Source organism: Embleya sp. NPDC025285, assembly GCF_055558835.1.
In genome coordinates, this window is the sequence record NZ_JBVHLU010000010.1 from 28,458 (window position 1) to 53,470 (window position 25,013).

The window sequence follows — 25,013 nt, forward strand, 5'->3', positions numbered from 1 at the left end:
TTCCATGGCATGCGGGCAGGCGGAATCCACCCACCGGAAAGGCAAGGGAAAAGATTCGACCCGTTCGGACCCCGGCCGGGATCAGCCGGTGGTGTCGCCGACCTCCGGCACCACGCCCGGCGCGGTGGTCGAGGTGATCAGCTTGCGGAGGGTGTCCTCCAGGTAGGCGTAGTCCGCCTCGATGTCCGCCGCCGACTGCCCGAACCGACCGCTGACCTCACTCGTGGCGAACCCGACCACCATCGTGCTCAACAGCCGCTCGGCCCGATTGACCTCGGTGATCGACAGGCCCGCGTCCAACAGCGCGGCGAACACCGCCTGCCGCACCCGATGCGCGCCCGGGGTGGCCGCCGAGCGGGTCAGCAGCAGCGGGAACACGTCGGGATGGCGCCGGGCGGAATCCCGGGCCGCCCGCCCGATCCGGGCCAGTCGTTCGTCCCACGGCAGTTCGGCGTCCGGCAATGGGAACTCGGAGAGCAACTCCTCGACGATGCCGTCGAGCAGGGCCGCCTTGTTCGCGATGTGCCCGTAGAGCGACATCGCCGTCACGCCGAGCCGGCGGGCCACCGCCTGAAGGGTCACGGCCTGCAGCCCCTGCTCGTCGGCCAGTTCGAGACTCACCCGAAGAATGGCGGAGCGGTCGATAGTGCGCGGGCGACCCATGGGCCTCAAGGTATCACCGCCGATCGGCGTGATCCGCCCACGGCGGCCCGGCGCCCAACGCGGCGGTGAGCCGGTGGTGGATGTCCCGCGCGCCGATCGAGGAGGTCGCCCGGCGCGGTGCCGGACCCGCCATCCGGCCGATCGGCACGACCAGCAGATGCGGCCCCGGAGCCGCCCGCGCGGCGGCCATCGCGGCGTCGATCCGCGCGCCGTCGGCGCACACCACCGCCGACGCGTACCCCGTCGCCCGCGCGATCGCCGCGAAGTCGGTGCCGGCGGACGTGGTGGCCTGCGCACCCGTCGACTCGTACACGCCGTTGTCCAACACCACGTGGATCAGCCCCGGTGGAGCCGCCGCGCCGATCGTGGACATCGTGCCCAGGTGCATCAGAGCCGCGCCGTCGCCGTCGAGCAGCACCACCTCGGTACCCGGCGGACGCAGCGCCAGACCCAGCGCGAAGGCCGACGCGTGCCCCATCGAGCCCTGCATGTAGAAGTGCGTCGGCGCGTCACCCGCCGCGAACAACTCGCGCGAGGTGTACCCGGTGGTGGCGACCACCGCGATTCCCCGCGTGTGGGCGGTGATCGCGCGCAGCGCCCGGGCCCGGGTGAGCGTGGGCCCCTCGGCGGACCCGTCCGCCGCCGCGCCCTCCGGCACCTCCACCGCGCCCTTCTCCACCAGCACGAACACGCAGTTCCCAGCCTCCAGTTCCTTGCCGGCCTCGGCCAACAGGGCGCGCAGCCCAACCGCGTCGGTGCCGCGCCGCAACGTGCAGTGGGCGACCCCGATCGCGTCCAACACCTCGTGCGTGGCCGCGCCCATCACCGCGTGCTGCGGTTCGTCTCCGGCCGGATCCGGCCACCCGCGCAGACTGGTGAACACCAACGCCGGGATGTCGTAGGTCATCAGCAGCGACGTCAACGGGTTGATCAGGTTGCCCAGCCCCGAGTTCTGCGCCACCACCGCGACCCGGGTGCCGGCGACCGCGGCCCCGGCCGCGATGGCCAGCGCCGCGCCCTCGTTCGCGGCCGGCACGTACCGGCCCTCGCGGGTGAACCGCGCGATGGGCGCGGAGAAGTACGAACACGGCACGCCCGTCACCAACTCCACGCCGAAGTCGGCCAGCGCGGCGCAGAAGTCGTCCGACCCGATCACCAGTCCAACGCCTTCCACGCATCCAGCCGTTGCAGCCGGAACACCTCCTGCACACTCGCGATCCGATCCTCCACCTCGACCGAGCTGCCCTCGCGGAAGATCGCGCCGTAGGTGTCGCGCAGCGAACTGACCGTGGCCCGCAGGCCCTGGTTGGCGTAGATGACCACCGAGACGCCGGCCGCGGCGGCCGCCTTCGCGTCCCAGTCCGGGTAGGTGGTGGGCACCACCACGACCGGCACCGCGCCGCTCCAGCCGTCCAGGAAACGGGTGATCTGCTCACTGGTGCGGATCTTGGAGTGCACGAGCACCGCGTCCGCGCCCGCGTCGGCGTAGGCCGAGCAGCGCTTGAGCGCCTCGTCCACGTCGAGTCCGCTGATCAACGCCTCGGTCCGGGCGATCAGGAAGAAGTCCGGGGTCTGCTGGGCGTTCTTGGCCACCTCGATCTTGCGCGCGAAGGTGTTGATGTCGAGCAGCGTGTGATCGACGGCGGCAAAGCTGTTGATCTTCGGGAACATCTTGTCCTCGACACACACCGCCGTGATGCCGCCGGCCTCGTACTCGTGCACCATGTGCGCGATGTTGAGATTGTTGCCGTACCCGGTGTCGCAATCGGCGACCACCGGGATGGACAGCGCCTTTTGCATGTTGACGGCGGCTTCGAGGTACTCGGTCATCCCGAGCAGACTGGCGTCCGGCAGGCACCGGGCCGCGGACACCTCCAGACTGGAGGACCACACGGCCTGGAAGCCGGCCTCCTGGGCCAACACCGCGCCCAGCGCGTCGTGCGCGCCGGCGACGCGCACCAGGTCGTGTTGATCGAGAACCGCCCGGAACGGCGCTGCGAGAGCAGTCCTGAGCACTGACGATCTCCTATCCGGTTCGAAGGGTCGGGCAGGGGGCGGGGGAGGAGCCGGGCGGGTCGGGCCGGCGGGTGCTCCGGGCGCGAACCGGCCTCATCGCATGACGAGCTTGTAGAAGTCGGTGGGATGCGCCTCGTCGCCGAGTTCGCCGAACATCAGCCGCTGACGTTCGGTCATCGAGGCCACCACCTCGGCGGGCATGCGGTGGAAGTCGAGCGGTCGGCACCACAGGTGCCCGTACCGGATGATCACCGAACGGCGGGTCCTGCCAGCGGAGTTCGGCGCCACCGCGTGCCACAGGTTGTACGGGAAGACCACCGCGTCGCCGGGCTCGGCCAGGATCTGCACCGCGTTCGGCGGCATCTCGCCGCGCCGCCAGTAGTCGTTGGGCTCGGGCAGGTAGCAGTCGTCGTCCAGCCGCTCCGGGCGGATGCGGTGACTACCGGGAATGACGGTGAAGTTCCCCGAGTCGGGCCGACTGACGTCGGTGAGGAAGTACTGCACCTTCAGTTGCAGTGCCCGGCTCGCCGGATCCAGCACGATCCCCATCAGCGAAGCGCCGCCGTCGGTGTGCCAGCCCTCCAACGGCGCGTCGCCGCCCTCGCGGACGAACGCCTCGCTGCCCAGCACGTGCAGATCCGGCCCGAGCAGTTCGACCAGGGTCGGCAACACGTTGGGATGGTCGACCAGTTCCAGCAGCGCCGGGCTCGCCGCGGCGGCGTTGCGCACCCGTACCGAATGTTCCTGGTCGTTGCGATAGCTGATGTGCGCGGTGCGCACCAGGTCCTGTTGCCGGACCGCGAAGTCGACGCCCGCCAAGGCGCGTTCCACGTCGGCGGCGGAAAGCGCCTTTCTGATGTGAATATAGCCGTTTTGATTCCACTGCTCGCGCAGGCTCCCGAGTATTCCCTCGGGTGATTCCCCCACCGGTGGGCCTCCGTTCGGTCGTGTTCGCGCATTGCCCTCAGCTTCACAGCCGTTTAGGACGGCGGCCAGTGTCGGTCCACCACGCCGGGCGTGTGTTCCGGGCGGGGTACCCATGCGAAACACATGATCCATATCCGCTTTCCGCATCTTTCCCGGTCTCTCCGCACGGGGACATCCGCGGATTCCCGCGTTGTAGCATCGGCGGATGGGCCCGGAATCGGGTCCCGGAACTTCTTCCAGCAGTCGCCATCACCATGCAGCAGTCGCGATCGAAGAGGGCCGTCTCTTGCCTCACGCCGCTCAGGTTCCGGTGAACTCCGTGGACTCCCGCGCTCTTCGCATTCCCACCGTGATCACGGTGGTGGTTCTCCTGAGTTGTCACGCGGCTTCGGTGCTGTCGTTGATCACATTCCCGGTCGCGGCCTGGCGAATGGCCGCCGCACTGGTCGCGGTCACCGCGGTCGCGGTGATCCAATGCGCGCATTCCCTGCCCGGCCGGCTGCGGTGGTTACCCCGCCCCGGCCACCGACTCCTGCTCTGCCAGGCGGTGTTGGCGCTGATTCCCTCGTTCGCTTGCCCGGGGGCCTGGACCGCCGCGCCCGGATTCCTGGCGGGCTCGCTGCTGCTGTTCCTGCCGCAGAAGCGCGCCTGGTGGGCGTTCGGCACGCTGATGATCGCCACCGGGGTGATGACGTTTCACCTGGCCGACGACTACGACGACGTGCCCTACGCGGTGGTGGCGAGCACCTCGACCGGGCTCGTGCTGTACGCGCTGATGCGCATCACCGAACTGCTCGCGGAAATGCACCGGTCCCGACTGGAGTTGGCCCGGCAGGCGATCGTGCGCGAGCAGCACCGGTTCGCCCGCGACCTGCACGATCTGCTCGGCTACAGCCTGGCCACCATCGGGGTCAAGACCTCGCTGGCCGCGCGCCTGCTCACGCACGACGTCGAGCAGGCGCGCACCGAGCTCGCGGAGATCGTGACCATCACCCAGCAGGCCGCCACCGACATGCGCGAAGTGGTGCACCGCTACCGGGGGATGTCGCTGGTCGCCGAGGTGGCCGCGGCCGAGTCGCTGCTCGCCTCGATCGGGGTGCGGGCCACCACCCGGATCGGCGTCGAGGCACTGAACGGGGCCACCGAGACGGTGCTGGCCACCGTGTTGCGCGAGGGGCTCGCCAACATGATGCGGCACAGTTCGGCCACCCAGTGCGTGATCAGCGCCGAACGCGACGGAGAATTCGTCCGGTTCGGGGTGGGCAACGACGGGGCCTGCGTCGTCCGCCCCCGGGGAACCGGCGCGGATCGTCAGGGCGGTACCGGGCTGGCCAGCCTGGCCGCGCGGGTCGAGGGCATCGGCGGGCGGTTGGACGTGGGTACCGACGGCGACGGCTGGTTCCGTCTGGTCGCGCTGGTTCCACTGGCTCCGGATCCCGCGGCGGCCGCCGACCGTGCGGTGCCCCCGGACCTCGCGGTGCCCCCCGACCCCGCCGTGTTCGCCGAGGCCGCCGCGCTTCCCGACCTCGCCGCGGTCGCCGACCCCACCGCGGTCCCCGACGCCGGCACGGTCCCCGACCCCACCGGGGAACCGTGCGAGCCGGCCCGAACTCCCGTCGCCGGCTGAGGCGCGAACGCGCTACGCGACCCGACGGGTCACAACCACCCCTCGTCCCGGGCGATCCGAATCGCGTCCACCCGGTTACGCGCGTTGAGCTTGGCCACCACCGAGTTCAGGTGGTTGCGCACGGTGCCCGCGCACACCCACATCTGGTCGGCGATGTCCGCGACCCGATTGCCGTCCGCCGCCGCGCGCAGCACCTGCAATTCGCGGGTGGTCAACCGCGAGGGACCACCGTCGATCGCGGCCAGCGCCACCGAGGCGTCGATCACCCGACCACCGGCGGCGATCTCGCGGATCGCGCCGCTGAACCGATCCGGGTCCGAGTTCTTGAGCAGGAACCCGGACACGTTCGCCGCCGCGGCGCGGCGCAGATGGCCCGGCGCGTTCATGCCGGTGAGGATCAGCGTGCGACATTCCGGCAGCGCCACGCGCAGCGCCGCGGCGGCCTCGATCCCGTCGATACCCGGCAGGCCGATGTCCAGCACCGCGACGTCCGGACGCACCGCGCGAGCGCGCGGCACCACGTCGGTACCGGACTCGACTTCGGCGACCACGTCGATGTCCGGCTCCAGACTCAACAATGACACCAGCGCCCTGCGCAGTAATTTCATGTCCTCGGCAATCAGGACCTTGATCAAGGACTCCCCCTCATCCCGAATCCCGACACCGATCTCCCCGGCGTCGAAGTTCGTCGGTGATCCCCCGTATCAAGATGCCGATTATGCAGGAGGAGTTCGGCGGCCCAATAGAGCAAATTGCACACGGATCGAACGCCGACGAACGAACCCGATCGCCGACCGCGTCCGAACACCGGCGCGGGGCCGCTCCGAGCACGCCGCGGGCCTCCGCGCGACGCCGTACACGAGAAAACGGGCGGACCCGGGTCGGCAACTCGCCGATACCCGGATCCGCCCGTTCCTCGTCGCGGCGCCGCGCGGACGCGGCGGCTCCCCCGTCACATCGTCCGCCTCGCGACCGCGCGCACGCGGGAGCGTGTGCGTACGCGCGTCACGCGCGCGGCTCCCCGACCGAGCCGGAGAGGCCGAGCCGGAACACCTCTCCGGCTCAGCCGGAGAACTCCTCCAGCGCCTTGTTCGCCTCGGCCAGCCACTCCGCGCGCGCCGCGATCGACTCCTCGGCCTCGCGCACCTTGCGCTCGTTCCCGGCCGCCCGGGCCTTCTCCGCCTGCTGGGTCAGCTTGTCGATGGACGCCTGGATCTGGTCCACCGCCGCCTGCGCCCGCGCCCGCGCCTCCGGGTTGGTGCGCTTCCACAACTCTTCCTCGGCCTCGCGGATCGCCCGCTCCACGCTCTGCAGCCGGGCCTCCATTTTCGGCCGGGCGTCGCGCGGGACGTGGCCGATGGCCTCCCAGCGATCGTTGATCGAGCGCAGCGCCGCCCGCGCCGCCTTGACGTCGGTCACCGGCACGATCGTCTCGGCCTCCACGAGCAGCACCTCCTTCGCGGCCTGGTTCTCCCGCTGCTCGGAGTCGCGCTCGGCGAACACCTCGCTGCGGGCCGCGAAGAACACGTCCTGCGCGGCCCGGAAGCGCTGCCACAGCTCTTCCTCGACATCGCGCTGGGCCCGGCCCGCGGCCTTCCAGTCGTTCATCAGATCGCGGTAGCGCGCCGCGGTGTCGGTCCAGTCGGTGGACGTGGACAGCGCCTCGGCCGCCTCGACCAGCTTCTCCTTGACCCGCTTGGCACTGTCGCGCTGACCGTCCAGCTCCGCGAAGTGCGCCTTGCGGCGCTTGGCGAAATTGGACCGGGCCTGCGAGAACCGGTGCCACAGTTCGTCGTCCGCCTTGCGGTCCAGCCGCGGCACGGCCTTCCAGGCGTCCACCAGCGCGCGCAGCCGCTCGCCGGCCGGCCGCCAATCGGTGCTCTGGCCCAGCTGCTCGGCCTCCGCGACGATCCGCTCCTTGGCGCCCTGCGCCTCCTCCTGCGCCTTGGCGCGGGTGGCCTTGCGCTCCTCGCGCTTGGAGTCCACCACGGTCACCAACGCGTCCAGGCGCTTGACGAGCGATTCGAGATCGCCGACCGCGTTCGCGTCGACGATGCTCGCGCGCAGGCGCTCGATCGCGTGGTGGGCGTCCTTGGGAGCGAGGTCGGTGGTCCGTACCCGCCGCGCGAGCAACTCCACCTCGACGGCGAGTCCCTCGTACTTGCGCCGGAAGTAGGCCAGGGCCTCGTCCGGGGAACCCGCCTGCCACGAACCGACGGAGCGCTCACCGTCCGCCGTCTTGACAAAGACGTTTCCCTGCTCGTCCACGCGGCCCCACGGGTCGCTGCTCACAGCGGCCTCCTTCGATGCTGAATGCGGCGCACTTTACACAGGACCCCGGGGCACGGGCCGGGCCGTGCCCCGGGAGTCGCCGTGGAACATGCGTCCGGTCGGTTGCTACTTGGCCACGGTCACGCTGTCGAGGACGACGTTCTCGCGCGGCGCGCCGTCCGAGCCGCCGTCCTCGGTGCCCGCGGCGGCGATCTTCGCCAGGACGTCCATCCCGGCCGTGACCTTGCCGAACGGGGTGTAGTTCGGCGGAAGCTTGCTGTCCGCGGTGACCAGGAAGAACTGGCTTCCGTTGGTGCCCGGGCCCGAGTTCGCCATCGCCACGGTGCCCGCCGGGTAGGCGGCCGAGCCGTCCGGGCCCGCCGTACCCAGATTCTCGTCCACGAACTTGTAGCCGGGCCCACCTGTGCCGGTGCCCGTCGGGTCGCCGCACTGGAGCACGGCCAGACCACCCGTGGTCAACCGGTGGCACTTGGTGTGGTCGAAGAACTTCTTGCCCGCCAGGAACGCGAACGAGTTCACCGTGTGCGGCGCCTTCTTCGCCTCCAGCGCGACCTTCACCTCGCCACACGTGGTCTTGAGGGTCATCGTGTACGCCGCGTTCGTGTCGATCGACATCGCCGGCTCGGTGGGGAACTGCTCCTTGGTCGGTTCACCCGGAGCCGGCGCCGCGCACGTCTTCGGCTTGGGCTCGGGAGCCGGCGACTGCGGGGCCGAGGGCTGCGTGGACGGCGTGTCCGACGCGTTCGTCGTCTTCTTGTCGTCGTCATCACCCGCCGCCACCGCGAGCCAGGCGCCGCCACCGGCCACGACGACCACCGCGGCGACCGCGGCGATGACCTGGTTGCGCCTGCGCCGACGTGCCTGCGCGGTTCCGCGTCGCTCCTGCTGGCGCTCGAACTTCTCGCGCGCGAGCTGCCGCTGGCGCTGCTGTTTGGTGACCACCGCGTGCTCTCCTGGATTCGAACGGACTCGATGTGGATGGACTCGACCCGGGACACCCGACCAGCGGGCGAGGGCTCCCGGCGCCGGAACCGGAAACCGGCGGCCGTGACGGGATCCGTGCACCGGCCCCGACCTGCGGTGATCCCACAGGCCCGGAACCGACCGCAGCTCGCGCACAGTCTAGGCACGCACCCCCTGAACCGGTTCGCGATCCGCCCCCGCGCGCCGGTAGTCTCGTACCTGATTCCCACGTCCGCCGCATACTTCCGTGCTTGCCCCGCCGCCGGAAGACCCCGAGACCGAGAGGACGAACGTGATCGTCGCCGGGTTCCCCGCAGGGTCCTTCCAGACCAACTGTTACGTGGTCGCCCCTGCCGCCGGCGAGGAATGCGTCATCGTCGACCCCGGGCAGGACGCCTTCGACGGCGTACAGGACATCATCCGCGAACACCGGCTGCGCCCGGTGGCCGTCGTACTGACCCACGGGCACATCGATCACATGTTCTCCGTGGTGCCGGTCTGCGCCGAGCACAAGGTGCCCGCGTGGATCCACCCCGACGACCGCGACCTGCTCTCCGACCCGGCCAAGGGCCTGTCGCTGGGCGTGGGGCAACAACTGTTCGGCGGGATGACCTTCACCGAACCCGAGGACGTGCGCCTGCTCACCGACGGCGCCGTGCTCGACCTCGCCGGCCTCGAACTGACGGTCCATCATGCGCCCGGCCATACACAGGGGTCGGTGGCGTTCGGCACCCAGGGAAGCGCGGACATCCCGCCCATCCTGTACTCGGGTGACCTGCTCTTCGCCGGCTCCATCGGACGCACCGACCTGCCCGGCGGCGACCACGCGCAGATGCTGCGCTCGCTGTCCCGGGTGTGTCTGCCCCTGCCGGACGAGACCGTCGTGCTGTCCGGCCACGGCCCCCAGACGACGATCGGCCGCGAGCGCGCGAGCAACCCTTATCTGCAAGAGCTGACGCCGCCCGCGGGACCGCACCGAGGAATGTGACGGATTTTCATACCGTGAGTACCTTCAACGCCCCCAAGGGCACCTTCGACATGCTTCCGCCGTACTCGGAGACGTTCAACCGGATCCGGATCCAGTTCGGCCTGGAGCTGCGCGACGCGGGTTTCCAGTACATCGAGACCCCCACCTTCGAGGAGACCGGCCTCTTCCTGCGCGGCGTCGGCGAGTCCACCGACATCGTGACCAAGGAGATGTACACCTTCGAGGACCGCGGCGGCCGCTCGCTGACGCTGCGCCCCGAGGGCACCGCGGCCGTGATGCGCTCGGTACTCCAGCACAACCTGTACGCCGGCCGGCTGCCGGTCAAGCTGTGGTACTTCGGCTCGTACTACCGCTACGAGCGCCCCCAGGCGGGCCGCACCCGCCAGTTCACCCAGGTCGGTGCCGAGGCGATCGGCAGCGACGACCCGCTGGTCGACGTCGAGATGATCGCGCTCGCCGCCGAGGGCTTCACGAAGCTGGGCCTGCGCGACTTCCGGTTGCTGCTCAACTCGCTCGGCTGCCGCGAGTGCCGTCCGGTCTACCGGACCAAGCTCCAGGAGTTCCTGCGCGCGCTCGACCTGGACGCGGAGACGCACGCGCGGATCGAGATCAACCCGCTGCGCGTGCTCGACGACAAGCGCCCCGAGGTGCAGGCGCTGATCGCCGACGCCCCGCTGATCACCGACCACCTGTGCCAGGCGTGCGCCGAACACCACACGTTCGTCCGCGGCATGCTCGACGAGCTGGAGATCTCCTACGAGGACACGCCCCGGCTGGTCCGCGGGCTGGACTACTACAACCGGACCACGTTCGAGTTCGTGCACGACGGCCTCGGCGCGCAGTCGGCGATCGGCGGCGGCGGGCGCTACGACGGCCTCTCCGAGGACCTCGGCGGCCCCGACCTGCCCTCGGTGGGCTGGGCGCTGGGCATCGGCCGCACGATGCTCGCGATGGAGGCCGAGGGCCAGACCGTGGAGACCCCGGCCGACTGCGACGTCTACGGCGTCGCGATCGGCGACGCGGCCCGCCGCGCGGTGTTCGGCATGATCACCCAGCTGCGGATCGAGGACATCCCCGCCGACATGGCCTTCGGCGGGAAGAAGCTCAAGGGCGCCATGAAGGCCGCGTCGCAATCCGGCGCCCGCTACGCCATCGTCGTCGGCGACCGCGACCTCACCGAGGGCGTCGCCCAGATCAAGGACCTGTCGAACGGGGACCAGACCCCGGTCCCGCTCGACCAGGTCGTCACCGTCTTGAAGGAGAAGCTTCAGTGATCCGCACCCATGACGCCGGGACGCTCCGCGCCGAGCACGCCGGCCACACCGTGACGCTCGCCGGGTGGGTCGCCCGGCGGCGCGACCACGGCGGCGTGGCGTTCGTGGACCTGCGGGACGCGTCGGGCACCGTACAGGTGGTCTTCCGCGACCTGGAGACCGTGCACAACCTCCGCTCCGAGTTCTGCGTGCGGATCACCGGCGACGTGCGGGTGCGCCCCGACGGCAACGAGAACACCGAGATCCCCACCGGTGCGATCGAGGTCGTCGTGGACGACTTCGAGATCCTCTCCGAGGCGGCCCCGCTGCCGTTCCCGATCGAGGAGTACACGCCGGGCACGGTCAACGAGGAGGTGCGGCTCAAGCACCGTTACCTCGACCTGCGGCGCGCGCCGATGGCCCGCAACCTGCGGCTGCGCTCCAAGGTCACCCGGGTGATCCGCGAGGTGATGGAGGACCACGACTTCCTCGACATCGAGACGCCGTACCTGACCCGGTCCACGCCCGAGGGCGCCCGCGACTTCCTGGTGCCGGTGCGGCTCCAGCCGGGTTCGTGGTACGCGCTGCCGCAGTCGCCGCAGCTGTTCAAGCAGCTGCTCATGGTCGCCGGCATGGAGCGCTACTACCAGATCGCGCGCTGTTTCCGGGACGAGGACTTCCGGGCCGACCGGCAGCCCGAGTTCACCCAGTTGGACGTCGAGATGTCCTTCTGCGACGCCGAGGACATCCTGGCGCTGACCGAGAAGCTGATCGCGCGCGTGTGGCGCGAGGTGCACGGCGTGGAGATCCCGCTGCCGCTGCCCCGACTGGCCTACGCCGAGGCGATGGCGCGCTACGGCTCGGACAAGCCGGACACCCGCTTCGGCTGCGAACTGGTCGACCTGACGGCCTACTTCGAGGGCACCTCGTTCCGGGTGTTCCAGGCCGAGTTCACCGGCGCGGTGGTGATGCCCGGCGGCGCCGCGCAGACCCGCAAGGAGCTCGACGGCTGGCAGGACTGGGCCAAGGCGCGCGGCGCGCGCGGGCTCGCGTACGTGCTGGTGGACGCGGAGACCGGCGAACTGCGCGGCCCGGTGGCCAAGAACCTGTCCGAGGAGCACCTGGCCGGCCTGGTCGAGGCGACCGGCGCGGCCAAGGGCGACTGCATCTTCTTCGCGGCGGGTCGGCGTACGGCCTCGCTGGAACTGCTGGGCGCGGCCCGGCTGGAGATCGCGCGTCGGGGTTCGCTGATCGACGAGTCGCGGTGGAACTTCCTCTGGGTCGTCGACTTCCCGATGTTCGAGCCGATCGAGGACGCGGCCGGCAACCACCAGGGCTGGCACGCGATCCACCACCCCTTCACCGCGCCGACCGCGGAGTGGCTCGACGGGTTCGACAAGAATCCGGGCGAGGCGCTGTCGAACGCGTACGACATCGTGCTGAACGGGACCGAGATCGGTGGCGGTTCGATCCGTATCCACCGTCGGGACGTGCAGGAGCGGGCGTTCGCGGCGATCGGGATGTCGGAGGAGGAGGCGCAGTCGCAGTTCGGGTTCCTGCTGGACGCGTTCGCGTACGGGCCGCCGCCGCACGGCGGGATCGCGCTCGGTCTCGACCGGTTGGTGGCGCTTTTGGGCGGAACCGAGTCCATTCGGGACGTGATTGCTTTCCCGAAGACCGCTTCCGGTGGCGACCCGTTGACCGGGGCTCCGTCGCCGATCACGGTGCAGCAGCGGCGTGAGGCGGGGATCGACGCGAAGCCGAAGGCCAAGTCGGACTCCGGTGACGGTGTCCCGAGCGAGGGTGCGGAGAAGGCGTAACCGCCGGCGGGTGGATGTCGTCGGGACGGTGGGCGTGCGAGTGGCCCCGCCCTCCGGCATGCTCCGTGCGGGGATGGTCCGGCGATGACGTCTCGGATCCTGTCCGCCCTCCCGTCGGCCCCGCACGTGCGGGGATCAGGGCGGTCGAGCCAATGGCTCGGCCGCCCTTCGGCGTTGCCGGACTTTGTCGACTCGTGGGGTAGCCGAAACGCTTCTGCACAGGGTCGGAGCGCACGGACCCGGGTCTGCCTACCTTGGAAGTCGAGCCGGTGCCGCACCGGTTCGGATGACCTCGGGGAGGCCGACATGGCGGTGGATTTGACGAAGCGGCGGGTGCCGGCGGAGTACGTGACGCGGTCCGTCGTGCAGGGGCGCGGCTGGACGCAGGGCGCCATCGCACGATTCCTGGCCGAGCCGGACGGGACGGTGGCCAACATGCGATATCGCGGGTCGCCGCCGACCCGGTTGTACGCGATGGCGCGGGTGCGGGCGATCGAGGGCACGCGCGAGTGGCAGGAGTGGTACTTCGCGTCGCGCCGACGGCGGGCCGCGACGGCGGAGCGGGGGAGCGGGGCCGGGGGCGTCGTGCGGGGTGGCTTGTCGGCACGGACGGCCGGCGTGGGCGGTGGAACACGCGGAGGTGGTGGGCCCGTTGCGCCCGGCGGCGGTGACGCCGGTGGGGGCGTCGCGGGCGGCGCGGATGTCGGAGCCGAGCGGGATGCTGGGGTGGGCCGGGTTTCGGGCTCGAAAGGGGAGGTCGCATGAGCCACACCGTGCACATCAATCCGCTGCGCTGGTTCACCGATGGCGAGGGTGGCCTGGAGTTCGTCGAGTCGTTCGGCACGCCGGTGCCGGCCGACCTGCTGGAGGAGGCACGTGCCGTGTCCTACCCGGGAGTCGGCGAGGTACTGGCCGTGTTGCGGGGCGAAGGGCTGTCCGCGCGCTGTTGGTTCACCCTGTGGGTGGACGGCGCGGAGGTGCCGAACCCGTTGCCGGAGCGACCCGGAGCGGGTGACGGCGACCACCTGGGCGGGTTCGCGGTCGCGGTCGCGGGCGAGCGGAAACGCATCGGGGCCGACGAGCCGGTGTCCGGATTGACCTTCCGGGCCCCGGGACCGGGCGCGGCGGAACGGGCGGTGGTGGCGCTGGCCGAGGCGTTCGGGCCGCAGGTGATGTGGGCCGGCGACATCGGTGATGTCGTGGTGGTGCCGCCCGGGCTGACGCCGGACGGGTTGCGGAAGCTACGGGTGGGCTGCGACATGGCCGATTCCTGAGGGATCTGCCCCTGTTCGTGGGGGCGGGCGATCTGGGAGCGTAGGCCGGTGAAGCCCCCGGGAGGGGGCGGCCACCCGACTCGTTCGACTGCTGGGAGCCCTCGCCATGCCCTTCTCGCTGTTCGGTCGCAAGAAGTCGAACCCGGACTCCTCGACGGCCGCCGCACCGCCCGCCGCCGCACCCCCGGCCACCGTGCGCAGCGGGAGCGGCTCGGCGGTCTCGCTGGCCAAGATCGAGCGCTCCGCACCCGGGTTGGTCAGCCTGTACAAGGCGGCCGGGGTGAGCCTGGAGAAGAACCGGCTCGCGGGTGTGCGCGCCGCCGTCTACCTCGTGCTCGACCGCTCCGGCAGCATGGCGCCGTTCTACAAGAACGGCAGCGTACAGGCGCTCGCCGACCGGGTGTTGGCCGCTGCCGCGCACTTCGACGACGACGGCTCGGTGCCGGTGATCTTCTTCGACACGAAGGCGCACGAGGCCGAGGAGATCTCGCTGGACAACTACGGCGGCCGGATCGCAGCGCTGCACAAGAAGCTGGGCCACATGGGCACCACGGACTACGTGTCGGCGATGGAAGCGGTGATCGCGCACTACCGGTCGTGCGGGGCGACCGATCCGGCCTTCGTGATCTTCCAGACGGACGGCGCGCCGAATAACGCGAAGGCCGCCGAGAAGGCGATCTGCCAGGCGGCCGGGCTGCCGATCTTCTGGCAGTTCATCGGCTTCGGCCGGGACGAGTTCCGCTTCCTGCACCGCCTGGACGACCTGCCCGCGCCCAAGCACCGCGTGGTCGACAACGCGGGCTTCTTCGAGGCGGGCGCGGACCCGAGGCGCATGCCCGACGCCGAACTCTTCGACAACCTGATGAACGAATTCCCCGAATGGCTCCAGACGGCCAAGGCGGCCGGGGTACTGCGCTGACCCGAGCCCTTCGGGGGAGGTGAGCCGCACGGGCGATGGGGGCTGCGTCCGCGCGGTTGGGCTGGGCTGGGCGGGTCGGCGGAGATCGTGTGGCGGTGGTGCGGGGCGCGGTGTCGCTTCGTGGTCTCGGGCGGTGAGGCGCGATGCTGCCTGGTGGGTGCGCCGGTTGTTTTTTGGTGCCGCGCCTGGCTCGGCGAAGGCGCATGGCCGGCGGTTGGGCGCTCCGGGTGGCGTCCCGCGTCGGCCGGTCGGGGGTCGTCGGCGCGGTGGCGTGTGGTGTGGTGTCGAGTCGTGGGGCCGTGGTATCGGGCGGCGAGGCGCAATGCTGCCCGGCGGGCGCGCTGACTGTCTCGTGAGTGCTTGGCGCTTGGTGCGCCGCGTTCCGCCCGGCGACGGCGCGTCGTTGTGGGTGCGGGTGGGGCCGGTCGGCGGGCGCTTGGGGCCGTGTCCCGGGACGGTTGGATGCCGGTGCTGCGCGGGTGCGGTGTCGAGTGGCGGGGCCAGGGGCTCGGGCGGCAGGGCGCAGTGCCGCCCGACGAGATTGCCTACCGCTCGTTGCTGCGCCGCCTCCCGCTCGGCGACGGCGCGTTGTGTGCGAGAGCGGTCGGGTGGGGGCTCCGGGCCGTGTCCCTGGCCGGTCCAGAGTCGGCGGCAGTGGCGCGGGGCGCGGTGTCGTGTGGTGGTCCCGAGTCGGGGCGGTGGTGTCGGGCGGCGGGCACGGGGCTGTTCGGTGGGTGCGCTCCGCCGCCTGTTGGTGTGCCGACCGTCTCCTGGTGCGCCGTTTACTCGTTCGGCGGCGGCGGTGCGCCGTTTCTCGTTCGGCGGCGGCGGCGTGTCGTGGGGAGTGCGGTGGGGCGGTCGGTGGGGGCTCCGGGGCGTGCGGTGGGGAGCTCCCGGGACGGTCGGGCGTCGGGGGTGGGGGTTAGGGTCGGGGAGTGGATTCCGATCTCTTTACCGCTGCCGCCGAGGCCCGGCAGGCCAAGGACCCCTCGCTCGCGCCGCTTGCCGTGCGGATGCGACCGCGCGATCTGGACGAGGTGCTCGGTCAGCGGCATTTGTTGGGTGAGGGATCGCCGCTGCGCCGGTTGGTGTCGTCGGAGAGCCGGGTCACCGCGCCGTCCTCGGTGATCCTGTGGGGGCCGCCCGGCACCGGCAAGACCACGCTCGCCTACGTGGTCAGCCACGTCACCAAGCAGCGTTTCGTGGAGTTGTCTGCGATCACGGCGGGCGTCAAGGAAGTACGCGCGGTGATCGAGGACGCGCGGCGGCAGGCGGGTGCCCAGGGGCGCGACACGGTGCTGTTCCTGGACGAGATCCACCGCTTCTCCAAGGCCCAGCAGGACTCGTTGCTGCCCGCCGTGGAGAACCGCTGGGTGACCCTGATCGCGGCGACCACCGAGAACCCGTACTTCTCGATCATCAGCCCGCTGCTCTCCCGCTCGTTGTTGCTGACCCTGGAGTCGTTGACCGACGACGACCTGCGCGAGGTGGTGCACCGCGCACTCGCCGACGAGCGCGGGCTCAAGGGCACGCTCACCCTCGACCCGGATGCCGAGGAGCACCTGCTGCGCATCGCGGGTGGCGACGCGCGACGGATCCTGACCGCGCTGGAGGCGGGCGCGGGATCGGCGGCGGACAAGGGCGAGGACACGATCACGCTGGCCACGCTGGAGAGCGCGGTGGATCGCGCGGCGGTGCGGTACGACCGGGACGGGGACCAGCACTACGACGTGGCGAGCGCCTTGATCAAGTCGATCCGGGGCTCCGACGTGGACGCGGCGCTGCACTACCTCGCGCGGATGATCGACGCGGGGGAGGACCCGCGCTTCATCGCCCGGCGGTTGATGATCTCGGCGAGCGAGGACATCGGTATGGCCGACCCCACCGCCCTCCAGGTGGCGGTGGCCGCCGCGCAGGCGGTCGCGCTGATCGGCTTCCCCGAGGCGCGGATCACGCTGTCCCAGGCGGCGATCCACCTGGCCCTGGCACCGAAGTCGAACGCGGCGTACCTGGCGATCGACGCCGCGCTCGCCGACGTCCGCAAGGGCCTGGCCGGTCCGGTACCGCCGCACCTGCGCGACGGCCACTACAAGGGCGCCGCCAAACTCGGCCACGCCCAGGGGTACGTCTATCCCCACGACGTCCCCGGCGGCGTGGCCGCACAGCAGTACGCCCCCGACGCCATCCACGGCCGTACCTACTACGAGCCCACCCGCCACGGCGCCGAGGCCCGCTACGCCGACATCGCCACCTGGACCAGATCCCGCCTCTCCGGCACCACCACCCCCACCACCGAATAGCCCCGCCGAACCCGCCAACCCCGAAGTTCCCCCGAGCACCCGAAGGCGTGACCGACCCAGCGGCGACATCAGCACGTCCGGGCCGCGGCAAGGGCGCCCGATCGGCAGGGTGGTGAGGGCTGCGGGGCGGGGCGTCCTGTCGGCTCGGGTGCCCGGTGGGTCGGTTCGGCCGCGCGACGTGTGCGGCGCTGCCGTTGCCGCTGCGTGTGTACGCGCCGCGCCGCTCGCGTCTCGGCTTCGCCGTGTTCCGGGCCGTAACCCCGCTACGTGCGAGGACGTTCGTGCCGCGTGCCGCGTGCCGCGTGCCGCGTGCCGCGTGCCGCGTGCCGCGTGCCGCGTGCCGCGTGCCGCGTGCCGCGTGCCGCGTGCCGCGTTGTGTGGTGGGTGGTGGGTGTCGCTGTGCGGCCTCGTCGGGTCCGCCGTCGTGTTCGGCTTCGCCTGCGTCGGTTCGCCGGGACATCGTTGCTCGATCCCCGTCGCGGTGTGCTCGTGCGCCACGCGTCAGCCCGCCGTACCCCCGACCCGCTGGGTGCCCGTTTCGCAGTGCCTCCGCCCTGCCATGTGATGGGCCCACTTTCGTGTGCCCATGTGCAGCCCGCCGCGTCCTGGCCTGTCCCGGTGACCCCGGCCGCTGCCGCGTGAGCGGATGCGTCCGCCTCGCCGGCTCTCGCCCCGTCCGATGGTGCGTGAGTGCATGCGCCGCCCTCGCCTCTCGGTGCTCGTCCGGTCATGGCATCGGCCCGCCTCCGTGCGCGCCCATCCGCCCTGCCCGGCCGCCCTCGCCGTTGCCCGCTGAGTGGATGTGCCCGCCCCGCGCTACCCCCGCCCGTCCCTTTTCTCTGTGCCGGTCCGCCGCGATCCGGCCTGCCCTGCCCGCCCTCGACTTGCTGCCGTGTGGGGGCGTGGGGCGCCCGGGCGTATCTCCGGCCGGTAGTGGGATCGGCCCACCTTCGTTCATCGGTCCGCCCCGCCATGTCCCCTGCACCCTGGTGCCCCACCTCGCCATGCCCCGCAGGCGCCGCCCCGTCGTGCCCCGCCGGCCCTCGACTTGCTGCCGTGTGGGGGCGTGGGGCGCCCGGGCGTATCTCCGGCCGGCAGTGGGATCGGCCCACCTTCGTGAGTTGGTTCGCCCCGCCATGTCCCCTGCCCCTGGTGCCCTACCTCGCCATGCCCCGCAGGCGCCGCCCCGTCGTGCCCCGCCGGCCCTCGACTTGCTGCCGTGTGGGGGCGTGGGGCGCCCGGGCGTATCTTCGGCCGGCAGTGGGATCGGCCCACCTTCGTGAGTTGGTCACCCGCGCCCTGGCCTGCCCCGCTTGCCCTCGGTTGCTGCCGCGTGGGCGCATGCGTCCGCCCCGCTCATGCCCCCTGCCCCCTCGTACCCCCGCCCCGCCACGCCCCGCAGGCCCCGCCCCGTCGTGCCTCGTCCCGGCCCGCCGCGCTCGGGCTTCGTTGGTGCCGGGTGAGGGGGCGTGGGGCCGGGGGTCGGTCGTGTGGGGGAGTGGGGGATCGGGTGGGTGATGGTGAATGGGGTCGTGGGCGCCGTGGGATGTAGGTGGGCGTGGTACCGGTGGGGGGACGTCGGCGGGGCTTGGGGCCGGCGAGGATGGGTGGCATCCCAGATGTTTGGTTTCGGTCTCTCGGGGGCTGCCCATGTTTCGTTTCGCTCTGCGCAATGTCGTCGCGCACAGGGCCGAATTGGCGATGACGGCCGTCGCGGTCCTGCTCGGGGTCGCGTTCGTCGCCGGCACCCTGGTCCTGTCGGACACGTTGGGCCGGGCCTTCAAGAACACCGCCTCCAAGAGCTTCGCCGACGTGTCCGTGGCCGTGATCGACGACAACGTGGACCGCACCGGGGCCCGTGAGCACGGGCGCCCCGACCCCACGCTCACCGAGGACACCCTGACCCGATTGCGCGCGTTGCCGGGAGTCGCCCGGGCGCGCGGCGTGTTGGAGGGATTCACCGGCGTGGTCGACCGCGACGGCGACCTGCTCGGATCCGGGTGGACCACGATCGGGACCAACTTCGTGCCGAGCCGCGACGGAGTCGACCCGCGCTTCCCGATGCGGGCCGGGCGCGGGCCCGCGGGCGGGGGCGAGATCGCGTTGGACGCCGGGACCGCCGACAAGGGTGGCTTCCGGGTCGGTGACACCGTGCGCGTCGCGCTGAGCGGCCCGATGGTCGAGACCCGGCTGACCGGCGTGTTCGGGACCGACGATCCGAGGGTGTCGTCGGGCGGCTCACTGGTGCTGTTCGACACCGCGACCGCGCAGCGCCTGTTGCTCAAGCCCGGCCGCTACGGCGAGATCGACCTGACCACGGCCCCCGGTACGAGCGAGGCGACGTTGCGGGACGCGGCCGAGCGGCTGTTGCCCCGGTCGGACAACCTGCGGGTCGACTCCGGACGGGCGCTGGCCCGGGCCCAAGTGGACATGATCGAGGCCGGCACCCGGCAGATGACCATCGCTCTGCTCGCGTTCGCCGGCATCGCGCTGTTCGTCGCCACGTTCATCATCGCCAACACGTTCACCATGCTGGTCGCCCAACGCACCCGCGAACTCGCGCTGTTGCGCGCGGTCGGCGCACGGCGCGAGCAGGTCACCCGGATCGTGCTCGCCGAGGCCGCGGCGGTCGCCGTGGTCGCGTCGTCGCTCGGCCTCGGTGTCGGGATCGTGCTGGCGGGCGCGCTGCGCTCGGCGCTGGAACGGTTCGGCGCGCACCTGCCCGCCGGGCCACTGATCGTCGACGGCCGCACCATCGCGGTCGCGTTGCTCGTGGGCGGCGCGGTCACCCTGCTCGCCTCGTGGCTGCCAGCCCGGCGCGCGTCCCGGATCCCGCCGGTCGCCGCGCTGAACACGGTGGAGCTACCCGCCGGCCACGCCGGCTCGCGCGGTCGCGGCGTGCTCGGTGTCCCGGTGACCACCGTCGGCGTGGTGCTCACCGTGTACGGCCGTTCCACCGCCGGCGACAGCGGCCGAGTGCCGGTGGCCGTCGGGGTGTTCCTGGTCCTGGTCGGCATCCTCCTGCTCACCCCGCTGCTGTCCCGACCGGTGATCGGGATGAGCGCGCGGTTCCTGGACCGGCCGTTCGGCGTGGCCGGTCGGCTGGCCCGGCGCAACGCCGTCCGCAACCCGCGACGCACCGCCGCCACCGCGTCCGCGCTGACCATCGGCCTGTCCCTGATCGCCGGCCTGAGCATGCTCGGCGCGTCGATCCGGCAGGCCGTCGAGGACCGGGCGATCGCCGAGGTCGCCGCGGACTACCGGATCCGGACGGTCAACGGCGCCTCCGTCGACCCGAGCGTGCTCGACGCCGTCGCCCGGATGCCGGGGGTCACCGCGATGTCCCCGCTGATCCGGGACACCGTGACCCTGGACGGCCACGACGACGCGGTGATCGGGGTGGATCCGCAGGGAATCGAACGCCTCCTCAACCTCGGCGGCACGGCGGACGCCGCTTCGGCGCTGCGCCGCGGCGAGATCCTGGTCGCGCCGGACATCGCGAAGCAGCGCGGGTGGCGGGTCGGCTCCATCGTCGCGATCGGCTATCCCGACGGCACACGCGGCCGCGTCATCGTCGGCGGCTTCCAGGGCGACCTGGAACAGTTGACCAGGATCACCGTGCCGGCCGCGCTCGTACAGGCGCGTTCCGCCCACCGCGACATCCGGTCGATCATGGTGCGGACCGCCGACGGCGACAACACCCGAACCACCCGCGCGATCGAGCGGGCGATCGGCGACAACCCGTTGATCACGGTGGAGGACCGCACCGACGTCCGGCGGTCCATCAGCCGCTCGGTCGACCTGCTGCTCGACATCATGTACGGGCTGCTCGCGATGGCCGTGCTGATCGCCGTGCTCGGCGTGATCAACACCCTGGCCATGTCGGTGTTCGAACGTCGGCGCGAGATCGGGATGTTGCGCGCGATCGGCCTCGACCGCTCGCGGGTAAGCACGATGGTCCGGCTCGAATCGTTGGTGATCTCGGTCTTCGGCGCGGTGCTCGGCGTGGTCGTGGGCGCGTTCCTGGCGTGGGGGATCCTGGGCACCTTGCGCGACAGGCTGCCGGACCTGGTCCTGATCGTGCCCTGGGCCGGCGTCGCCGGATTCCTCGCCCTGGGGGTGGTCGTCGGCGTGCTCGCGGCGGTCTGGCCGGCCGGTACGGCGGCCCGCGCGGACGTACTCACCGCGATCGGCAGCGAATGACCGACGTCGGCGCACCCCTGCGACGCGCCCGCCGCACGGACGCCCGTCAGTTCACCACCGCGCGCAGCCCGTCCGGATCCGGCGCCGTCATCGCCCGAGCGATCTCGGGGTCCAGCGTTCCGGTGACGGCGCCCACCACGGTGCGGTGGATCAACTCGGTCCAGGCCGAGGACCGACGCACCATCGCGTGGCCGTCCGGCAGTTCGAACCGGCAGACCCGTTCGGAGACCTCCCGGGCGGTCAGCGCGTAGCGGTGCGAGGCCTTGGGGCTCGTGGTGTGGTCGGCCGTACCGTGCACGATGACCACGTCGCGGCCGGCGAGTTGGGCGTACGGCTCGTCGTCCTCGATCCACGGCGCGAGGGCGCAGATCGTCCGCACGCTGTCGTGGTCGGCGACCCGCAACGCGGTACGGCCGCCCATCGAGTGGCCGACCAGGGTGACCTCGGCGTGCGGGTAGCGGGTACGGATGCCGTCGAGCGCCCACCACGCGTCCTGGACCGGATCGTGGTCGGGCTCGTTCCACCCGCGCACCCGGTAGCGCAGCAGCCAGGTCGCGACGCCCTCCGCGCGGGTCGCCCGGTGGATGCCCCGCGCGATCGGCACCATCCGGCGATACGCCAGATTGCGGGTCGAGGCGGGCTGCCGCCCCCGCGCGCGCCCACCGGGCAGGACCAGCACGACCGCGCGCACGTCCGTCCCGGTCGGCGGCGACCAGGTACGCAGCGCGGCGAGCGGCCCGGTCGATGCGTGCGCGTCCGACATGCGGAGCCCTCCATGCCTGTACTCGGTCCCGACGACCCGGACCACCGTCATCACTCCGGGGCCGCACCCCGAACCACCGCCCCAAATCCCGAACGCCCCCACGCCCCACGTCGTTCCCACCACCCAAGAACCCACCACCTCCGAACCCACCGCGCGGGCTCCGTCGCACGAAGCAGCCACCCACGGAGCGGCCCGGCCGGATCCGGCGACAAGGTTTCGAAGCGCGGGGAAGCGCACACCGGGTGCCCCACCCGCCCGCCCGGTCGCCGCTCCGTGCCGCAGGTGAAGTGCCGGGAGCCGGAGCGACCGCGTCGCTCGCCGGGCCCGCGCCGGCTCCGAGCCGCCCCGCCTCAGAACCCGCGAGTCCGCTTCGAGGCGGGCCGCATTTCGCGCCCCGTGCGCGGTGGCGGCGAAGGGAGGACGAAGCGGGCCGCCTCGGAGCCGACGTTGACGCCCGCTGCCAGGGCCAGGGCCAGGGAGGCCGCGTTGACCAGGCTGCGCCAGCCGGAGTCGGTGTGGCCCAGGGACAGGCCCAGCATGCCCTGGTACATCGCGCTGCCCGGCAACATCGGGCCGATCGCCGGGATCACGTACGGCAGCGCCGACGTCCCGTGCCACCGCGCGAGCAACTGGCCGAGCAGTCCGAGCAGTCCCGTGGCGACGGCGGTCGCGAGCACCGGCGCGGCGCCCGCCTCGCGCAGCACCTGGAACACCGCCCAGCCGACCGCGCCACCCGCCGCCGCGACCGGCAGCAGTACCCGGCGCACCTGGACCAGCACCGCGAAGGTCATCGACACCGCGCCCGCCGCGAGCAGTTGCACCACGCGAGGGTTGGCGTTGAGGTCGAACGTCCCCTCGACCTTGAACTGCACGCCCACCTGGTCGCCGATGTAGAGCACGATCGAGATGCCAACGATGATGCCGACGATCAGGTAGAAGACCTCCAGCAAGCGGGCCGCGGCGGTGATGTAGAAGCCGGTCAGGCCGTCCTGGACGGCGGCGACCAGGGCTCTTCCGGGCAACAGCGCGAACAGCCCACCGGTGACCACGGCGTACGGATTGATCCCGACGCCGACCTTGATCATCGCCACCGTGATCGCGGCGGCAGGCATCGAGGCGAGCACGAACTGGTAGAACTCCGGGACGCCCCGGTCGGCGAGCAACTGCGCCAGCCGCTCGCCGATCAACGCCGCGACGCAGGCGGCGATGGCCACGATCAGCCCGCCGCCGACCATCACGCTCGCGAAGGCCGCGATCAGACCGGCCGACAGCAGCAACAGGTTGCGCGGGTAGGGGTGTCGGTTGCGGCGGATGTCGGCGAGCCGGTGGTACGCCTCCTCCAGGGTCAATTCGGCGCCGGTGATGTCCGAGACCAGTTGGTGGGCCTCGTCGAGCCGGGTGTAGTCCACCGCGCGGCGGCGCACCACCCGCTCGCCGGTGACCGGCGGTTCGACCAGGGACGGCTGGTAGGACAGGGTGATCGCGACGAAGGTCACATTGGGCTGGCAACGTTCGAGGCCGTACGCGTCGGTGATGCCCAGCATCGCCGCCTCGACGTCCTCACCACCCTCGCCGCTGGCGAGCAGCAGTTCGCCGGTGCGCAGCGCCAGGTCCAGGACGCGCGGGACCGAGGGGCCGGCCTCGGGCTTCTCCGGGGCGGGCACGATCGGGATGCTCGCGGTGTGCCCGCTGAACCGAAGCTGGGTGCGCAGTCGGTCCTGCCACGGACTGGCCCCGGATCGGGACGCCGGTCGGGGCTCCGGTTCCCAGGGCGCCCGAGGGATGGGGTGGTCGCGACCGTCCCCGTTCGTCGGGTCCTCCGGACCGTGCCGCGCGTGTTGCTCCGACACCCCGTGTCGTCCCTTCCGCCGTCCGCCGATGCGGTCGTCTCGCGCCGGCGGACGCGTGGTCGGTCCGCCGTGGCGATCCGCCCGGGTGGATCGCCACCCGGTGCCGCGACCGGAAACGTTAGCCGGTTCCGGGTACCGGGCACGGCGCCGCTGATCTTGGACGGGGAGACTGCCCGCACGGCGGCGCATCATGCGACACCGGGAGGCCCGCGCGGCTCGCCGGGGGCGTCACGCCTGCCCGTGCACCCCGTGCAGCAACCGACGCAGCGCCCCGCCCAACTCGAGCGGACCGGAGACCGGCGCCTCGAATTCGAACCGCACATCGCAGGTACGATCCGGCCCGCCGGTGCGCAGCCGGATGCCGTGCCGGTCCAGCGACACCGGCACGACCCGGTCGTCGCAGGCCGGGGCGCCCGCCACGCTCGCCAGCCGGCACAGGTCGTTGCCGTGTGCGGCGGCCAGGTGTTGCAGCAGTTCGGCCTCGTGACCGGCCAGCGGGTCGGGCTCGGCGTCGGCGTACTCGTCCGGCTCGACGTGCCCGGTGCCCCACAGGTCGTCGACCAGGACCTCGCCGACCTCCAGCCGTACGACGGTGCCCGCGCGTGGCGATGCGGTGGGGTCGGGGGTCAGCTCGGCCAACCGCTCGGCGGCCCGCTCGGCGTCGGCGCCGGTGGGCACGGTCAGCCAGCCGGCGATCCAGCAGTGCGCCCGGACCCGGTGCGGCACCGCGACCGGCGCGACGTCGACCAGGTGCAGGACGGCGGCCACGTCCTCGCGCGAGGTCAGCACCACCGCGGCGGTCTCGGCCGGGACGAGCAACAGCAGCGCGCCGTCCGGCTCGACCGCCCGCGCGGCGGGGATCACGTGCTCGTCCCGGTCGCCGGGCACATCCAGGGTGGCCGAGCCGGCGTACGCGGCCAGGGTGCGGGCCCGCTCGGCGGTGCGCGGCCTCCGGGAAGAGACATCGGTGCGCCCGGCGTTGGCCTCGGTGGGAACAGACATGGCGTCCTCCAGGTGTGGCGCTCGTTTGCGACCCCCGCTGTGGGCTACCGAACGCATCGACGTTAAGGTTAGGCTTACCTAAGTGCACCGATCTTGGCAAGGCGACCCACGTCACGGCGACCCGAGCGAAGGCGGCCCACCCCGGGGGGCCGG

At 71.9% G+C, this 25,013-nt stretch carries 18 protein-coding genes; 8 read left to right on the top strand and 10 right to left on the bottom strand.

Features of this window, described 5'->3' with window-relative positions; all coding sequences use genetic code 11:
• Positions 1-81 precede the first annotated feature (81 nt).
• From ACZ4FV_RS08870 to ACZ4FV_RS08885, 4 genes are all read right to left on the bottom strand, one after another.
• Complete coding sequence (locus ACZ4FV_RS08870; protein ID WP_395871956.1) at positions 82-663, bottom strand: TetR/AcrR family transcriptional regulator; 582 nt, start codon at positions 661-663, stop codon at positions 82-84.
• Between the two features lie 13 nt (positions 664-676).
• A complete protein-coding gene (aepY, locus tag ACZ4FV_RS08875; RefSeq protein ID WP_402236609.1) occupies positions 677-1,837 on the bottom strand; it encodes a phosphonopyruvate decarboxylase in 1,161 nt (386 codons plus the stop codon).
• A complete protein-coding gene (locus ACZ4FV_RS08880; protein ID WP_395871952.1) occupies positions 1,816-2,679 on the bottom strand; it encodes an isocitrate lyase/phosphoenolpyruvate mutase family protein in 864 nt (287 codons plus the stop codon). The genes aepY and ACZ4FV_RS08880 overlap by 22 nt, the downstream gene beginning before the upstream one ends.
• A gap of 93 nt (positions 2,680-2,772) precedes the next feature.
• Positions 2,773-3,606 carry a phytanoyl-CoA dioxygenase family protein gene (locus ACZ4FV_RS08885; protein ID WP_402236606.1) on the bottom strand — a complete coding sequence of 278 codons (834 nt, stop codon included), beginning with the start codon at positions 3,604-3,606 and terminating at the stop codon, positions 2,773-2,775.
• 358 nt (positions 3,607-3,964) lie between these two features.
• Between ACZ4FV_RS08885 and ACZ4FV_RS08890 the strand changes: the two genes are divergently transcribed.
• Entirely contained in the window at positions 3,965-5,233 is a 1,269-nt protein-coding gene (locus ACZ4FV_RS08890; protein ID WP_465322245.1) for a sensor histidine kinase, read from the top strand.
• Positions 5,234-5,262: 29 nt separating this feature from the next.
• Here the strand turns inward: ACZ4FV_RS08890 and ACZ4FV_RS08895 are convergent, their stop codons facing one another.
• The 3 genes from ACZ4FV_RS08895 to ACZ4FV_RS08905 form a co-directional block, all read right to left on the bottom strand.
• Complete coding sequence (locus ACZ4FV_RS08895) at positions 5,263-5,868, bottom strand: response regulator transcription factor (RefSeq protein ID WP_395871946.1); 606 nt, start codon at positions 5,866-5,868, stop codon at positions 5,263-5,265.
• Between the two features lie 427 nt (positions 5,869-6,295).
• On the bottom strand, positions 6,296-7,525 hold the full coding sequence (locus ACZ4FV_RS08900; protein ID WP_395871944.1) for a DUF349 domain-containing protein: 1,230 nt from the start codon (positions 7,523-7,525) through the stop codon (positions 6,296-6,298).
• A 105-nt stretch (positions 7,526-7,630) separates the two neighbouring features.
• A complete protein-coding gene (locus tag ACZ4FV_RS08905) occupies positions 7,631-8,467 on the bottom strand; it encodes a peptidylprolyl isomerase (RefSeq protein ID WP_395871942.1) in 837 nt (278 codons plus the stop codon).
• Between the two features lie 313 nt (positions 8,468-8,780).
• Here ACZ4FV_RS08905 and ACZ4FV_RS08910 point away from each other — a divergent pair, with 313 nt between their 5' ends.
• The 7 genes from ACZ4FV_RS08910 (at position 8,781) to ACZ4FV_RS08940 (ending at position 21,245) form a co-directional block, all read left to right on the top strand.
• A complete protein-coding gene (locus ACZ4FV_RS08910) occupies positions 8,781-9,476 on the top strand; it encodes an MBL fold metallo-hydrolase (RefSeq protein WP_395871940.1) in 696 nt (231 codons plus the stop codon).
• A gap of 14 nt (positions 9,477-9,490) precedes the next feature.
• Positions 9,491-10,750 carry a histidine--tRNA ligase gene (gene hisS / locus ACZ4FV_RS08915; RefSeq protein WP_395871938.1) on the top strand — a complete coding sequence of 420 codons (1,260 nt, stop codon included), beginning with the start codon at positions 9,491-9,493 and terminating at the stop codon, positions 10,748-10,750.
• Positions 10,747-12,549, top strand: a complete 1,803-nt coding sequence (aspS, locus tag ACZ4FV_RS08920) for an aspartate--tRNA ligase (protein ID WP_402236597.1) — start codon at positions 10,747-10,749, stop codon at positions 12,547-12,549. The genes hisS and aspS overlap by 4 nt, the downstream gene beginning before the upstream one ends.
• Positions 12,550-13,310: 761 nt before the next feature.
• Positions 13,311-13,823: a hypothetical protein gene (locus tag ACZ4FV_RS08925; protein ID WP_395871935.1), complete on the top strand. Its 513-nt coding sequence runs from the start codon at positions 13,311-13,313 to the stop codon at positions 13,821-13,823.
• Positions 13,824-13,929: 106 nt separating this feature from the next.
• The gene (locus tag ACZ4FV_RS08930; RefSeq protein ID WP_395871933.1) at positions 13,930-14,742 is read left to right on the top strand and encodes a vWA domain-containing protein; all 813 of its coding nucleotides are present in this window, start codon (positions 13,930-13,932) and stop codon (positions 14,740-14,742) included.
• 935 nt (positions 14,743-15,677) lie between these two features.
• The gene (locus tag ACZ4FV_RS08935) at positions 15,678-17,042 is read left to right on the top strand and encodes a replication-associated recombination protein A (protein ID WP_402236594.1); all 1,365 of its coding nucleotides are present in this window, start codon (positions 15,678-15,680) and stop codon (positions 17,040-17,042) included.
• A gap of 1,650 nt (positions 17,043-18,692) precedes the next feature.
• Positions 18,693-21,245 carry an ABC transporter permease gene (locus tag ACZ4FV_RS08940; protein ID WP_465322246.1) on the top strand — a complete coding sequence of 851 codons (2,553 nt, stop codon included), beginning with the start codon at positions 18,693-18,695 and terminating at the stop codon, positions 21,243-21,245.
• A 46-nt stretch (positions 21,246-21,291) separates the two neighbouring features.
• Here ACZ4FV_RS08940 and ACZ4FV_RS08945 read toward each other — a convergent pair whose 3' ends face one another.
• The 3 genes from ACZ4FV_RS08945 to ACZ4FV_RS08955 form a co-directional block, all read right to left on the bottom strand.
• Positions 21,292-22,008, bottom strand: a complete 717-nt coding sequence (locus ACZ4FV_RS08945; RefSeq protein ID WP_395871927.1) for an alpha/beta hydrolase — start codon at positions 22,006-22,008, stop codon at positions 21,292-21,294.
• 350 nt (positions 22,009-22,358) lie between these two features.
• The gene (locus ACZ4FV_RS08950) at positions 22,359-23,672 is read right to left on the bottom strand and encodes a threonine/serine exporter family protein (RefSeq protein ID WP_395871925.1); all 1,314 of its coding nucleotides are present in this window, start codon (positions 23,670-23,672) and stop codon (positions 22,359-22,361) included.
• 414 nt (positions 23,673-24,086) lie between these two features.
• Positions 24,087-24,860 (bottom strand): DUF2470 domain-containing protein, encoded by a 774-nt coding sequence (locus ACZ4FV_RS08955; protein WP_402236588.1) that lies wholly within the window; start codon positions 24,858-24,860, stop codon positions 24,087-24,089.
• Positions 24,861-25,013: the final 153 nt, after the last annotated feature.

Excerpts from the sequence above, each read along its gene's own strand:
- ACZ4FV_RS08870 (WP_395871956.1), bottom strand. The coding sequence starts at position 663 with ATGGGTCGCCCGCGCACTATCGACCGCTCCGCCATTCTTCGGGTGAGT.
- ACZ4FV_RS08925 (WP_395871935.1), top strand. The coding sequence starts at position 13,311 with ATGAGCCACACCGTGCACATCAATCCGCTGCGCTGGTTCACCGATGGC.
- ACZ4FV_RS08930 (WP_395871933.1), top strand. The coding sequence starts at position 13,930 with ATGCCCTTCTCGCTGTTCGGTCGCAAGAAGTCGAACCCGGACTCCTCG.
- ACZ4FV_RS08940 (WP_465322246.1), top strand. The coding sequence starts at position 18,693 with ATGTTTCGTTTCGCTCTGCGCAATGTCGTCGCGCACAGGGCCGAATTG.
- ACZ4FV_RS08945 (WP_395871927.1), bottom strand. The coding sequence starts at position 22,008 with ATGTCGGACGCGCACGCATCGACCGGGCCGCTCGCCGCGCTGCGTACC.
- ACZ4FV_RS08955 (WP_402236588.1), bottom strand. The coding sequence starts at position 24,860 with ATGTCTGTTCCCACCGAGGCCAACGCCGGGCGCACCGATGTCTCTTCC.